Source organism: Nostoc sp. FACHB-892, assembly GCF_014698795.1.
In the GTDB taxonomy this organism is placed as follows: Bacteria; Cyanobacteriota; Cyanobacteriia; order Cyanobacteriales; family Nostocaceae; genus Nostoc.
Window position 1 is genome coordinate 1 of sequence record NZ_JACJTR010000037.1, and the last position, 12,619, is coordinate 12,619.

General features: G+C 43.0%; 17 protein-coding genes. 10 read left to right on the forward strand and 7 right to left on the reverse strand.

Annotation, left to right across the window (positions count from 1 at the left end):
- Nucleotides 1-223: 223 nt before the first annotated feature.
- Both H6G96_RS30645 and H6G96_RS42945 read right to left on the reverse strand, forming a co-directional pair.
- Nucleotides 224-775, reverse strand: a complete 552-nt coding sequence (locus H6G96_RS30645) for a hypothetical protein (protein ID WP_190737243.1) — start codon at nt 773-775, stop codon at nt 224-226.
- A 153-nt stretch (nt 776-928) separates the two neighbouring features.
- On the reverse strand, nt 929-1,144 hold the full coding sequence (locus tag H6G96_RS42945) for a hypothetical protein (protein ID WP_190737241.1): 216 nt from the start codon (nt 1,142-1,144) through the stop codon (nt 929-931).
- 192 nt (nt 1,145-1,336) lie between these two features.
- Between H6G96_RS42945 and H6G96_RS30655 the strand changes: the two genes are divergently transcribed.
- Complete coding sequence (locus tag H6G96_RS30655) at nt 1,337-1,501, forward strand: hypothetical protein (protein WP_190916646.1); 165 nt, start codon at nt 1,337-1,339, stop codon at nt 1,499-1,501.
- 256 nt (nt 1,502-1,757) lie between these two features.
- Here the strand turns inward: H6G96_RS30655 and H6G96_RS30660 are convergent, their stop codons facing one another.
- Nucleotides 1,758-2,216 carry a DUF4383 domain-containing protein gene (locus tag H6G96_RS30660; RefSeq protein ID WP_190916648.1) on the reverse strand — a complete coding sequence of 153 codons (459 nt, stop codon included), beginning with the start codon at nt 2,214-2,216 and terminating at the stop codon, nt 1,758-1,760.
- 219 nt (nt 2,217-2,435) lie between these two features.
- Here H6G96_RS30660 and H6G96_RS42510 point away from each other — a divergent pair, with 219 nt between their 5' ends.
- The 3 genes from H6G96_RS42510 to H6G96_RS30670 all read left to right on the forward strand — a co-directional run bounded on the left by H6G96_RS42510 (nt 2,436) and on the right by H6G96_RS30670 (nt 3,431).
- Entirely contained in the window at nt 2,436-2,570 is a 135-nt protein-coding gene (locus H6G96_RS42510) for a hypothetical protein (RefSeq protein WP_277932982.1), read from the forward strand.
- Between the two features lie 28 nt (nt 2,571-2,598).
- Nucleotides 2,599-3,009: a hypothetical protein gene (locus H6G96_RS30665; RefSeq protein WP_190916650.1), complete on the forward strand. Its 411-nt coding sequence runs from the start codon at nt 2,599-2,601 to the stop codon at nt 3,007-3,009.
- 272 nt (nt 3,010-3,281) lie between these two features.
- On the forward strand, nt 3,282-3,431 hold the full coding sequence (locus tag H6G96_RS30670; protein ID WP_242053935.1) for a beta-Ig-H3/fasciclin: 150 nt from the start codon (nt 3,282-3,284) through the stop codon (nt 3,429-3,431).
- A gap of 70 nt (nt 3,432-3,501) precedes the next feature.
- Here H6G96_RS30670 and H6G96_RS30675 read toward each other — a convergent pair whose 3' ends face one another.
- On the reverse strand, nt 3,502-4,305 hold the full coding sequence (locus H6G96_RS30675; protein WP_190916652.1) for an SDR family NAD(P)-dependent oxidoreductase: 804 nt from the start codon (nt 4,303-4,305) through the stop codon (nt 3,502-3,504).
- Nucleotides 4,306-4,311: 6 nt separating this feature from the next.
- Nucleotides 4,312-4,698 (reverse strand): hypothetical protein, encoded by a 387-nt coding sequence (locus H6G96_RS30680; protein WP_190733574.1) that lies wholly within the window; start codon nt 4,696-4,698, stop codon nt 4,312-4,314.
- 102 nt (nt 4,699-4,800) lie between these two features.
- Between H6G96_RS30680 and H6G96_RS41710 the strand changes: the two genes are divergently transcribed.
- From H6G96_RS41710 to H6G96_RS30700, 4 genes are all read left to right on the forward strand, one after another.
- Nucleotides 4,801-5,106: a hypothetical protein gene (locus H6G96_RS41710; protein ID WP_242063457.1), complete on the forward strand. Its 306-nt coding sequence runs from the start codon at nt 4,801-4,803 to the stop codon at nt 5,104-5,106.
- A gap of 203 nt (nt 5,107-5,309) precedes the next feature.
- Entirely contained in the window at nt 5,310-6,293 is a 984-nt protein-coding gene (locus tag H6G96_RS30690) for an aldo/keto reductase family protein (protein WP_190916654.1), read from the forward strand.
- Nucleotides 6,294-6,356: 63 nt separating this feature from the next.
- The gene (locus H6G96_RS30695; RefSeq protein ID WP_190916656.1) at nt 6,357-7,538 is read left to right on the forward strand and encodes an SDR family NAD(P)-dependent oxidoreductase; all 1,182 of its coding nucleotides are present in this window, start codon (nt 6,357-6,359) and stop codon (nt 7,536-7,538) included.
- Between the two features lie 227 nt (nt 7,539-7,765).
- Complete coding sequence (locus tag H6G96_RS30700) at nt 7,766-8,554, forward strand: SDR family oxidoreductase (RefSeq protein ID WP_190916658.1); 789 nt, start codon at nt 7,766-7,768, stop codon at nt 8,552-8,554.
- A 137-nt stretch (nt 8,555-8,691) separates the two neighbouring features.
- On the opposite strand, the gene H6G96_RS30705 is transcribed toward H6G96_RS30700, so the two are convergent.
- A complete protein-coding gene (locus H6G96_RS30705) occupies nt 8,692-9,204 on the reverse strand; it encodes a hypothetical protein (protein ID WP_190916768.1) in 513 nt (170 codons plus the stop codon).
- Between the two features lie 93 nt (nt 9,205-9,297).
- Here H6G96_RS30705 and H6G96_RS30710 point away from each other — a divergent pair, with 93 nt between their 5' ends.
- Entirely contained in the window at nt 9,298-10,611 is a 1,314-nt protein-coding gene (locus tag H6G96_RS30710) for an NF041680 family putative transposase (protein ID WP_190916661.1), read from the forward strand.
- Nucleotides 10,612-10,741: 130 nt separating this feature from the next.
- On the opposite strand, the gene H6G96_RS30715 is transcribed toward H6G96_RS30710, so the two are convergent.
- Nucleotides 10,742-11,566: a DUF4198 domain-containing protein gene (locus H6G96_RS30715; RefSeq protein ID WP_190916663.1), complete on the reverse strand. Its 825-nt coding sequence runs from the start codon at nt 11,564-11,566 to the stop codon at nt 10,742-10,744.
- A gap of 767 nt (nt 11,567-12,333) precedes the next feature.
- On the opposite strand from H6G96_RS30715, the gene H6G96_RS30720 reads away from it, so the two are divergent.
- Entirely contained in the window at nt 12,334-12,561 is a 228-nt protein-coding gene (locus H6G96_RS30720; RefSeq protein WP_190916665.1) for a hypothetical protein, read from the forward strand.
- Nucleotides 12,562-12,619 lie beyond the last annotated feature (58 nt).

Here is a 12,619-nt window from a genome sequence, read left to right on the forward strand (position 1 = left end):
CGCTTTCGCCTTAAGGGCGAAAGCGACGGCTGGGCTGATTTATTTATTGGATCTCCCTTAGAGCGTAGCCGGGCGTAACCCACTGTGAATTCTTTTAATATCTACGCTAATCCGAAAAAGCGTAATTCATATTATAAGAGAAACGGAACGCTCCCTTCCCATCAAGAGAGAAAAATTAAGGATGCGTCGTTTACTAATCGCGCTCAAGCCTAAAAATAGCAGTTTAACCAAGATAAGGATATTGTGGCGGTTTGATTTTCAATAATTCTGTCCAGTATTTTATAGCATTATGTTTAGTGGTTCCGATATCACGCGATTTGTGAACTCTGCCTATTTCCATGAGAAAATATGTAAGTTTAAGAGCAGTAAGTAAGTTAATCAGCCCTACCGCTTTAAAATTTTGTAAAAATAAGTGGAGCAGAATTTGTAATTTTTGTTTATGACGAAAATACATCCACCATTTCATTTGATGTATGGCGATACTGGTTTGATAAACTAATGTAGTTTCTACTTGGGTTAATTTATCTTTAGCTTGATAATAAAACTGTATTTCTTTGTCAAAATTACCTGCTTTCTGGGCTAAAGCAGCATCATCCGCTAATTGATAAGCCTGACTAATTAAGTTACCTGCGGTTTGGGCCTGCTGTTGAGTATAACCAAGTTTCATATATATAGTAGCTGCTGCTGATGCCAATTCTGCAAATTTCTCAGCATCATGTAACCAATATATTTGTGCTTGTAATTCACCTAGTGTGGCTGCTAAAGTCTCATTCATGTTCAATCTAACTTTCCCTATACAAACTGTTTGAGTTTCGAGTCTGATAATGAACGAGGTGGGCCAAAGGTTTTAGCTTCTGTGTCTCGAACACGATTAATCAGCAAGCATTGTGCCACGGGGAGCAACAAGCGAGGCAACTGAGGAAATAACTCAAGAACGCACATTCAACGGCAAAGCATGAATATTACCACATTCAAAAACTTTGTCAAAAGCTTGATGCCATTGTGAGCGAATTGATAACAAATCTGCAACTACATAATTGGTTGACAGTCGAATCTGGAAATCGCTTTTGCCACCAAGCGATCGCTGCTTAGTCTTGTTGATTATTTGACACCTAATGAATGATAAAACCCTATCTAATATCATAGCGATTACTAAACTAAGGCTAATCGACTCAACATAAAACTGCCCTGGAGTTAATCCAGAGCAGTTTTTGTTAGAAGTAAATTATATAGGAGACTTTTAGCGTTGTCCCCGGTTTATCCATAATAGGTACCGTTATATAGTACTATTCAACTCAATTTTCATACTTTACGCAAAAAACGAATAATCTTAAAGTTGGCATTACAAAGGTTAGGAATCAGTATCAGCCAACGTATCACAGACGGTATCCGCGATTTTGAGCTTCTTCCTTGGTGTATCACAGTGGTTGCTGGTGATGGGCTGCTGATGAGCAGGAATCTAGGGATAGAGGAAGTAGCGACACCGGACAGCCCGTCGTAGACATCGCTCTTATGAGGCTAGTCCATCATCTCCCTAGTCGATTCTCACGAGTATTGCCGAAAGCCCTGCTGGTGTGGGCTATTACAGTGGTGTATTGTGAAAAATCCGGTGCGAAGATTCGGTTTGGGAGCTTTTGTGTTAGAAAAATTACTGCTGAGGGAAAACTGAAAACAAGATCCTGTGTTGGAGACAGTGGGCGTAATTGGTCAGCCCAATGCTACAAATTACAAAATTGACTATAAAGCTAGGCAACAATTTATTTCTGGCTAAGACTGTGGCTTTCCCCGGAACTGAGTTCCAATAAATCTGGTGTGGCAATAAAACCAAAGTAAATGGCGATCGCAGCAGTAATACCATGAAGCCAAATATCATTGCCAAAAATAGGGATAAGACCTAAAGTAGCCTGGGTAGGAGGAAAAAGCCCCATAAGAGTAAGCAACCCGTAGAATATAGCTAGCATTCCACTGTAAAGACGGGCGCTGCTTAATGAAACAGATGCCACCATGCCTAAAACGCCTACAACAAGGTGAACAATATTGTGTAAGACGTTGACGGGGAACAATCCTAACAGATCACCGTAGCCAGTTGTGAATGAAAGCCCAGCCACATGAGGTGTAGTTGCAGGCGCTGTTTTAAAAGCTGCAATAAACCCCATGACACCAATCACAGTAAAGATGATGCCGATAATGCGAGTAAAGTACTGTCCTGGCTTCATAATGAAACTCCTGATTGTTTAGAAAGATAGACAATTTCTCCAGCCGAAGGATTGACTAGTAATTTAAAGAAATTGCCAAGACTATTCTTTATAAAACTTGTGATTTGCGGCTGTTTACTCCCGCTATGGTTCTATTTTGCTTCTACCTCCGTCCGGAAACTGATTACGGAAACCTGGTATTAGCTAATACAACGCTCATTAACAATAGCTCCACAAAAATTGGCTTTAAAACTAGCAGATATGATGATTAATAACCAGGCAGCGCGACTGATGGTGTGGGATGCAGTCCGTACAGCCGAAACTTTAAGTCCTTCTTTTAGTAGTTGGCATCTAATTCCAAATTGGATGTACTAGTGGTAGTCAAGCGAAAGGAGAATATTCAATGGCTCAGACTCAAAAACAAGGGAAACCAACAGATGGTAAGCCAGACGAATGGCAACAAGACCTAAATCCACAACCTCTGGCTGGAAAAAATTCCGGCTTGGAAGGCACGCATCCCGAAAAAGCAGCTCTGAATGCTTATGAGGTTAAAGAACTGCATGACAAATTACCAGAGTATACACATGAAGAACTGAAACAAATTACATTGCTACCAGTTGGTAGTCGGTTAGAGCAGGGTGCAAAATATCTTGACCTCAATGACCCACAACGTCATGAGTTTACAGCAATGGGTGGTATGGAAGCAGGTTCTAATAACTGGTATGTGCCAAAGACTGAAGTTAGCTATCAGCTTTGGAATAGGTTAATCGGCGTACAAAATCCTGAGCGTCTAGACCAAGCCAGTGAATCCTAAAAAACACCTGAACAACTCACCCCATTTACTGCACCCAATTGGCACGGTGACGCCAAGAAGAAGCAACGGAGTATTGGCAAGATACTGAAGATGGTGAACGCTCAACAACAGCTAGTGAAGGGTAGTAAATAGGAAGGAAACTACGTTGGAGAGATTCATTACTAAATGTGTTTTTGCCATAAGCTGTAAAACATGAGGAAATTCAGCAATCAATATATAGCCATATTTTCAGAGATGATTTGCTGATGCTCAAGTAAATTATTCAAAGAGGAATGATGAACAGAAGATTTATTTTTCTAGCTTCAGCTTTTGGGTTAAGTGTACTTATAGGAGCCTGTCAGCCTGGTACAGAGCCTCCAACAACTGCACCACCAGCAGCGCCATCACCTGCACTGCCATCAGTAACTCCAGCCAGTCCTTAGTGCCATATATTACTACTGTGGAGAGCAACTGGAGTTCCTAATTCGTTGTCCGATTAAATCATGCTGTGGTTTAAGGTAGGTTCAAGCGTTTACGCGCACCAAAGCGAAACAGCTTATCAGGTAGTATCGCTCTCAAGCGAGGCAACCATTGTGCCTCATTGCCAACACGGTAGCGTAATCGTGGTGATGAGCTTGAAGCAATACGAGCAATTGCTTTTGCAACCTTGTCAGGATTGTCACCTTGTGCAATTGCGCCCTGGACAGATGAGAAAATTACATCACGTACAGCGTCATAATCACTATGAATTGCGGTAGGCTGTAACATGGCTTGGTTAAAATTGGTCTTAAAGTAGCCAGGCTCAACTAAAGATACTTTAATATTGAATAGGTCTAGTTCCACACTTAATGCTTCACTATAACCTTCAAGTGCAAACTTACTTGCAGAGTAAAAACCTTGACCAGGTGCGCCGATCAGCCCTGCCACTGAACTCATATTGATAATATGCCCGCTACGTTGCTGTCTCATAAAGGGCAAAACAGCATTAGTAAGACGTACAACACCCCAAAAGTTCGTCTCAAAAATCTCCAAAGCTTGTTCTAAAGAAGTTTCCTCAATCATGCTGGCATGAATTTGCCCAGCATTATTCACAAGTATATCTATGTGGTTAGTCCGTGTAAGTAAGTGATTAATACACGATTCTATTGAAGAATCAGATGTAACATCCAGCGTCAACATTTCTACGCCCTGTGAGGCTGGATGTTCTTTGCGACTCGTACCAAAAACACAGTAGCCTACAGTAGCCAGTTTTTGAGCAATTAACTGCCCAAACCCAGATGATGCACCAGTAACTAAAACAACTTTTTGGTTAGTCATCAGTTTTTAGTTATCTGCTTTATGTTCATGATATTCGGAGATATGTTCATATACCTCCTCTGGAAACTGTAAGTCTTTGTAGACGTTACAAGCATCTGGATCATCAGGATTCGGACAGATAGGAAATTCTTGTTGGGACTGCCATTGAAGAATACGCTCCCGTCGAGGCGGGTTATAATCTTTACCTTGTACTTGTAGAAAGAGGGAACGTGCTTCTTGCTCAGTGAAGTCTTTATCTTTTTGAAGATACTCAATTAACTCATGCTCACTTAAGAAATGACGTGCCACCATTGCAAATACTAGCCTGCCGTAATGGCCAATATCATTGCCTGCATCAAGAGACTCTTGCAGATGCGCCATCATATCGTTTTTTTGCAGTTCTTCAATTGCCATGTATCTTCACTTCCTTGTTTCTGAGTGTTGGGTTAGATTCATTTTCAGTACTTTTTATAGTACTTGTGTACTGTACAAATGTCCTATCTCTTGTGGCTGAATATGAAGAGACATTTACTTAGCCACAAAAAGTACAGCACTTACACGAGTAGATATTCCTTAGAGAGAAATGGCAATTATCTCTGGTTCCAAGTTCATAGTTCGGCGATATTTACTTTAAAAAGCTACGCCCAAGCACTTCAATTGTTAGGGGCAATGTTACCGTTTACTGCTATAGGCATAGCTCACCTTTACAGTAAGCTAAATTCAAGAAGTGGTGAAATCAAATCACTGCGTACCACCAAGGTACACCGACGTCAGGGTATCGCCTCAAAGATTCTCGAACACATCATCAAAATTTTTTATTAGAAGTTCACCTATTTATGAACTAGTGTTTCTTCCTGATGAAAGAGAAATTAAGCATCAACATTTTCTAAAGTGGGCCTAAACAATTAATCTTGATGCGATCGCCATCATTATCGCTTGTTCGCATCGTGTTTGAAATACGAATTTTAGCATTGGTTTTGACAGCAGGCGGAGTTAATGAAGGTTTCACCAAAAAGAAATGACTTATGGAATATCGGCAGTTAGGTAAACACGGCATTCGGGTTTCGGAAATTTGTTTAGGGTCATGGCTTACCTATGGTGGTGCAACGGCAGAAGACACTGCCGGTCAATGTATTAAGCAAGCCTATGATTTGGGAATTAATTTCTTTGACACAGCAAATGTTTATGCCGAGGGAGAAGCTGAAAAAATTGTGGGTAAAGTGCTGCGGCAGTACCCGCGTGAATCCTATGTTTTAGCAACCAAAGTTTATTTCCGAATGGGTAATGGACCCAACGATCATGGACTATCACGCAAACATATTTTGGAGCAATGTGATGCCAGTTTGAAACGATTGGGGCTGGACTACATTGATCTCTACCAGGCACATCGTTATGACTCGACCGTACCTCTGGCTGAAACCCTGATGGCATTTGATCATCTGGTGAAACAGGGGAAAATCCTTTATTACGGGGTTTCTCAATGGAGTGCTGGACAACTCGCCCATGCGACCGACCTGACCCGGTTGGCAAATCTCGCACCAATCGTATCCGATCAGCCTCGCTACAATATGCTTGATCGCATGATCGAAAAAGAAGTGTTACCCCTATGCCGTCGAGAAGGGATTGGCATAATCAATTACTCACCCTTAGCGCAAGGACTGCTGACTGGTAAATACAAACCCGGGCAATCATTACCCCAAGATTCACGGGCAAGTGACCCGAAACAAAATATGTTTTTAAACAATGGAGAACTAGATCAGCAGCAGTTGCTCAAGGTGCAGCGGCTATTGCCCATTGCCGAGCAAGAAGGTTTGAGCTTGAGCCAATTGGCGCTTACCTGGTGCTTACGCAATCCCGAAATTAGTAGCGTCATCATCGGTGCAAGCAAACCAGCACAAGTACAGGAAAACGCTAATGCATCGGGTAAACAACTGTCTTGGGCAACAATTCAACGCATTGAAGAAGTTCTGGAAATGGAAATCAGCGATCGCGCCACTGTCGGTGCTTGAGTCGTTTTCAATTCAATGAATTGATATCGCCAATCTATCGGAGTCATCAGGAGTTTTTAATTAATGCATATTAACTATGACAGCCTACTCAGGCTCATCGCCTTTGCATTCGCCTTACTACCCGGTTTCCTGCTGCTAGATCGCTGGTGGCGCGAACGGATTTATGACCTGCAAGGAAAAACGATTCTGCTCACAGGTGGTTCACGCGGATTGGGGCTGGTGATGGCACGCCAGTTGATTGATGCAGGCGCACGGATAGCAATCTGTGCGCGGGATGAAGCAGAACTTGAACGCGCACGAACCGAACTGGAGCAACGAGGTAAAGAAGTTTTCGCGCTGACCTGTAACGTGACAGATCAAGCTCAGGTTGAGCAAATGGTACAACAGGTAAAAGAGCGCTTTGGGAGAATCGACATTCTCATCAACAATGCCGGAACGGATATTATCGGTCCACTAGAAACCTTAACCATGCAGGACTACGACGATTTGATGAAACTGCATTTTTGGGCACCGCTCTACGCAACCTATGGCGTTTTGCCGGAGATGCGGCAGCAAAAGAGCGGACGAATTGTAAATATCTCCTCCGTCGGGGGAAAAGTGGCATCTCCGCACATGGTCGGGTATTGTGCCAGCAAATTTGCCCTGGTTGGGCTGTCCCAAGGAATGAGAACCGAGTTAGCAAAAGATGGAATTACCGTTACAACCGTATGTCCTGGCTTTATTCGCACTGGAGTTGTGGATCATGCCGTGATCAAAGGGCAACACCGCAAGGAATTTGCTTGGTTCAGCATTAGTGATTCGCTACCATTGATTTCTGCCAGCGCAGAAAAGGTTGCTCGTGCCACAATCGCTGGACTACGCCGGGGCGCTACGGAAGTCATTGTGCCTTTCCCAACCTGGCTCTCGGTCAAATTCTATGCCCTGTTCCCCGGACTAAGTACTAATCTATTCAGTTTGGTAAATCAGCTTCTACCAGAACCGGGTGGAATTGGCAAAGAGCGGGCATTTGGCAAGGACAGCCACTCAGCATGGTCGCCTTCCTGGTTAACTTATTTGAGCGAACGCGCCGCACGACGGAATAACGAACTTCCGGTAACTGAACCAAAAGATACGACCGAGGTTAAACAGGTGGGAAGGGATGGGAAACTATCGCCCCAAGCGATTGAACCGACCCTTGCAGAAGATAAGCAATCTGGAAGTCCGTTAATTGATCCTGACCAAGCACCTCCTGAAGTTCAAGCCTAAACAATCCCGAAGATTTCGAGCCAGTTCAGCAGCCGATGCGGATGTTTAAAACATCTTGCCGGAAATGATGGTTCAGCATGCTCTGTTTTCTCTGGATTTAGTAGATGTTCAGTCAGTGATCGCTCGATTCTTGATGATGTCTGAGTTTCAGGATAATTGTCATATTTTTCTCTCCTCAAAGTGAAAAAGGAGGGATTAAAACCATAGCAAAATAGAAGGAGAAAATTATGGTTGCGACCCAACTTCAACAAACTTCAAATACTAGCCAGTTGCTGCATGATCGGGTTGTTTTGATCACAGGCGCAAGTCGCGGCATTGGTGCAGCAACCGCCAAACTGTTAGGACAGCATGGTGCTGCGGTTGGCGTAAATTACTATGGCAGTGAAGCCGCCGCTGTGGAACTTGTTGAATTGATTACGTCCGATGGTGGTCGGGCAATGGCAGTTAAAGCCGATGTGCGCGATCCACAACTTGTAGATGCAATGGTGCAGCAGGTTGTAGATACCTTTGGTGTTATTGATACGTTGGTAATTAATGCTAACGCGAATTTTGCAATGGCTCCTTTTGTGGATTACCAGTGGTCAGACTTTGAAGCAAAATTGGTCGGAGAACTCAAAGGCGCTTTCTTGCCCTGTAAAGCAGTTGTTCCCTCGATGATAGAACACAAGCGAGGTTGCATCATTGCCGTCAGTAGTGGCTTATCTCGCCATCCAGGAGAAGGCTTTATCGCTCATAGTACCGCCAAATCTGGATTAGATGCCTTCATCAAAAGTCTAGCACTGGAACTTGGCCCTCACGGCATTCGTGCTAATGTCGTTTCGCCAGGATTAACCCTGACCGATGCCACAGCCCGATTACCTCAAGAACATAAAGACGCTTCGGCTCAAATGGTGCCATTAAAGCGAAATGGGCTGCCAGAGGATGTTGCCGGAGCCATTTTGCTTTTAGCATCTGACGAAGCAAAATTTATTACCGGGGCATATTTACCCGTGAGTGGTGGTGTGCAAATGCTTTGAACTGTGACACGAAGCAATCATGAAACGAGGTGACGTTATAAGTAAATATAAAGCGTTTCTCACCCTTTCATCATCCTTATTTTTCCAGGAATATTCTCTATGATATGAATGGCACGCTTGAAAACGTGAAACCTCGTTTAGACAGTTAGGAAATAGCTGGCACTAAGGCTGAGGTTGCTAGAACCTTGAATGATCGCAATTAGTTCAGGACTAGTTTCATTCAGGAATAAGGCTGTACTTGTAGCCAAACCAGTTGGCGCTGCTCCCAAGCTATAGCTCGAGTTGGAGCCAGACAATTGCAGCGTATCTTCGGTGGCATTGAAATCAGCAATCAGAGCGTAGTCGCCCAGTCCCGAAGTACTAGTATTACTATCGCTGTAGAAGACACCGACAGTAATACCTAGCACAAACTGATCACTCCCAGCGCCGCCAGTCAAAAGGTCAACTTCAGCAATACCTCTTGTTGTTGTATCTGTTCCTGTAAGTATGTCGCCACCTTCATCTCCAAACAGGCGATCACTTCCAGTGCCGCCGAAGGCAGAATCATTTCCACATCCACCATAGAGAAGATCATTATTATCGTCCCCAAACACGGAATCGTCACCATTGCCGCCTGTAACGTAGTCAATTCCTGCATTACCACGGATGATCTGGACTTTGGACTAAAAGGCTAGAGAAAAGCAGTCAGCAGTAACACTGACTGCCGTAAAGTCAATGAAAGTAATCGATAAATCATTGACGTGATGATCCTGACACAACTAGAAAAATTCCGCCAAGCTATCTACGATAGTTTGGGGAAGGCCAAAGATGCAGTATTTGAATTGATGGATGCAGTATTGACAAGTCCGAGTATCCCATCATTTGTAAGCTTGTCACAAAGCCCAGTATTTCGACGGCAATGGCCAAGCATTTATGCAGCACTGCATGATAGTCGTCCACCGAAAAGGAAGCTGATGAAGTTGCTGGTACAGGAGATAGCAACGGATGAACAGCCATTTCTAGCAGGAGATCATAGCTTTTGGTCACGACCAGAAGCGAGGACACTCAGGGAAAGAACTTTTCATGGGGACAGAGGAGGGAGCATAGGTATCGGACAAAGCTACAGTACTTTAGCCTGGATACCAGAGGCAGATGGGAGTTGGGCATTGCCATTGAGACATGAACGGATAACCAGCTTTGAAACTCCAACAAGCAAAGCAGTATTTCAACTCAAAACTGTGACTCGTGAGTTAGGAGTCAGACCGCTCGCTGCTTATGACCGAGGTTATGGCAACGCCAAATTTGTCCAAGCAACAGAGAACATTGAGGTAGACCTGTTGTTGCGTTTAGCCTCAAACCGATGTGTTTGGGGTACACCCAGTGCTTATAAGGGACGAGGCGCTCCGTGCAAGCATGGTCATAAGTTCAAGCTGAATGACCCTGAAACCTGGCCAATAGCAAGGGAGACTCTAGAAATCGAAGACCCCAAAATTGGTCAAGTTAAAGTGATGCGTTGGAGTGGGTTTCATTTCCTTCAATCGCCAAACCGGGCAATGGAAATCATTCGTGTCGAGGTCATTAAACCAGTAGGACGCAATCGGAAGTTTCAACCCTTATGGCTAGCTTGGTTAGGCAAGACGATGCCTGCATTAGAGAACCTTTGGCACAAATACTTACGCCGCTTTGCCCTAGAACATTGGTATCGATTTGCAAAGCAGCGGTTATATTGGACACAACCTCAGCTTGGCTCTACTCAGGCAGCAGAGCGATGGAGTGACCTCATGCCCTTGTTAACTTGGCAACTATGGTTAGCACGCCTTGCCTGTATTGATTCTCCCTTGCCTTGGCAATCAACTCAGGATACACTGTCTCCAGGGCGTGTAGCACAAGCATTTCCCCTAATTTTGGCTACTATTGGAACTCCTGCTCAACCGCCTAAAACTCGCGGTAAATCACCTGGTCGTGCCCAAGGGCATCAGCCACCTCCTCGTCCCCGTTATCCCACCGTCAAAAAACACGCATCTAAACGACCTAAATCCGAAGAATCACTTAAGAATGCCGACCTAACTGTTGCTTAGTTTCTGCTTCTTTTTCAACAATTAAACTTAACTCAGGCAACAGAAGGAGTTGAGTAACTTTCTCTTGCCATTCTATTCATTGCTGCTGAATGCCAATTAGTCCAAACTCAAGGATTTAAATTTGTGCCAATTACTTTCTCATCAAAACCCTTCGGCTTGTTCTGTAGAACCCACTTCTAGCAAGAATCGCTAGAAAAGCGAACGCACCTAAACCAAACCAATTTTCCGGCTCAGGAACAGATTGTACCCCTAAAGAGGCAGAGTAAGAAAGCTCATCAGTATCAGGATCATTTTTTAAAGGTATGCTGTAACTTGCTTCAATAGTTTTCAATCCCTCTTGCGTCCAGGGGATGGAAAAGATGCCGTCTTTATTCACATCTTCTATTGATTGCCCCAAATATTCCACTAAAACATCTTTTATTGGCGCTCCGTCAAATAAAACCTGAACCTCAAGATTTTCTCCTGTTGCAACCTCAAAGGGATTTTCTAAAGGAACAATTTCGAGTTGAAGACCTAATGGCTCCTTTATCGCATCAGACCAGCTATAGAGGCTTTTGGGGTAATTAAAAGAGCGAAAGGCTTGAGTGTATTCGGTTGTTGCTTCTTTTTTAGAGATGTTTAAATACTGGTTATCCGGGGTGACAACGTAAAAGCCTCGGTCTACAAAGGCGGATAGTGCTGCAACGTCTTTGTTAGGAATGATAGATATTCCATTTGGAAAATTCTTGATTTCAATAGGGACAACTGCTTTGGTTAGATTGTAAGCTGTGAGTTCCTTAACACTTGCCGGAGCATAGGAAAGTACTGAGTCTTCCCCCTCCTCTGGATGACCGAACAATAGCGGAATATCTTCGCCCTGATTGCCAAAGTAGAGAGAGTGAGCTACAGCAGGCTGAACCATTATCGGTAAAATGGTAATAGTCAAAAGCAACTCTCTTAGCCGGATTGTAATCATTTTGCTTCTCGCTAATGTGTCGTTTTCGTATTGCTTTTGATACAGTTTTTTTAGTACCAAAAATAACTTGATTCAAGGATGACAGCGCCGTAAATAATTTGTTAATAAAGATAAAATCTCTTATGAGTAGCGATAGCGTAACTATTACTACTTACAAGGTATTTTTTCTTACTACCTGTGCTTGTCAATTTCCAGACTAAGTTATTAAGTAAAACTTTGCCGTTCTCTGTCAAAAAACACAATGCCCCCCTTGGGCATTTACTAAGTTTTTTTTCCACGAATCAGAAAAATTTTGTACTTATGCTTGCCTGTAAATTGGTTGAATTGGTTGTCAAAAGAGGCAAAGGGCAAGGGGAAAAGCTGATACGGAGCTTGTTTTGCTCCAGTTCAAGCGAACAAAGAAGGAAGGGGCTTCTCAATCCTTGGAGGGCAGAGTAAAAAGGTACTAACAACAATTAATCTAATTTTATTCCTAAAGATAGATGAGTTTTTTAATTAAATCATTGTGTTTATAACACGGTTTTTCATTAAAAATTGAATACTATTTTTAGTAGTTCCATAATTTTTTTCAATATCTAAAACTCTAGTGTTAAATAACCAATAAGATTACAATGGCTTTTTAATTGCTAAATGTAGCAATTAGTACTTAATTAAATTAAATTTGAAAGTTATTAGGTTAGGTAAACCGAAAAGTTTAAGTATGTCCTGTACCTTTTCGCTTTACCTTACACAATAAACAAAGGCGAACTATTAGGTATTAAGAAATAATGTTGAAACGTCGCACAATACTAGTTGGTTTAGCTGCGCTTGGCTTAAAGTTAGGTGTTAGTACACAAGTTCATGGACAATCTACTAGCTGCCCAGAAGCTTGGCAAAGTGTCTACAATGAAGGGGCTGCTGGGGCAACAACGATAGTTACAGTTCCACTTTTGAACTCCTTTTCACCATCTATCTTGCAAGTAGTCTTCAAATTGGCAGGTTATTGGGGTGGTTAACGCCATACTTTGTTAACTTTTGGAGCATAATGTTGCTGTGAATTTTGGCTTTTAAGGC

Coding starts and splice junctions, on each gene's coding strand:
- H6G96_RS30645 (WP_190737243.1), bottom strand. CDS start 775: ATGAATGAGACTTTAGCAGCCACACTAGGTGAATTACAAGCACAAATA.
- H6G96_RS42945 (WP_190737241.1), bottom strand. CDS start 1,144: ATGATATTAGATAGGGTTTTATCATTCATTAGGTGTCAAATAATCAAC.
- H6G96_RS30660 (WP_190916648.1), bottom strand. CDS start 2,216: ATGAAGCCAGGACAGTACTTTACTCGCATTATCGGCATCATCTTTACT.
- H6G96_RS30665 (WP_190916650.1), top strand. CDS start 2,599: ATGGCTCAGACTCAAAAACAAGGGAAACCAACAGATGGTAAGCCAGAC.
- H6G96_RS30670 (WP_242053935.1), top strand. CDS start 3,282: ATGATGAACAGAAGATTTATTTTTCTAGCTTCAGCTTTTGGGTTAAGT.
- H6G96_RS30675 (WP_190916652.1), bottom strand. CDS start 4,305: ATGACTAACCAAAAAGTTGTTTTAGTTACTGGTGCATCATCTGGGTTT.
- H6G96_RS30680 (WP_190733574.1), bottom strand. CDS start 4,698: ATGGCAATTGAAGAACTGCAAAAAAACGATATGATGGCGCATCTGCAA.
- H6G96_RS41710 (WP_242063457.1), top strand. CDS start 4,801: ATGAAGAGACATTTACTTAGCCACAAAAAGTACAGCACTTACACGAGT.
- H6G96_RS30690 (WP_190916654.1), top strand. CDS start 5,310: ATGGAATATCGGCAGTTAGGTAAACACGGCATTCGGGTTTCGGAAATT.
- H6G96_RS30695 (WP_190916656.1), top strand. CDS start 6,357: ATGCATATTAACTATGACAGCCTACTCAGGCTCATCGCCTTTGCATTC.
- H6G96_RS30700 (WP_190916658.1), top strand. CDS start 7,766: ATGGTTGCGACCCAACTTCAACAAACTTCAAATACTAGCCAGTTGCTG.
- H6G96_RS30710 (WP_190916661.1), top strand. CDS start 9,298: ATGATCCTGACACAACTAGAAAAATTCCGCCAAGCTATCTACGATAGT.
- H6G96_RS30715 (WP_190916663.1), bottom strand. CDS start 11,566: ATGATTACAATCCGGCTAAGAGAGTTGCTTTTGACTATTACCATTTTA.
- H6G96_RS30720 (WP_190916665.1), top strand. CDS start 12,334: ATGTTGAAACGTCGCACAATACTAGTTGGTTTAGCTGCGCTTGGCTTA.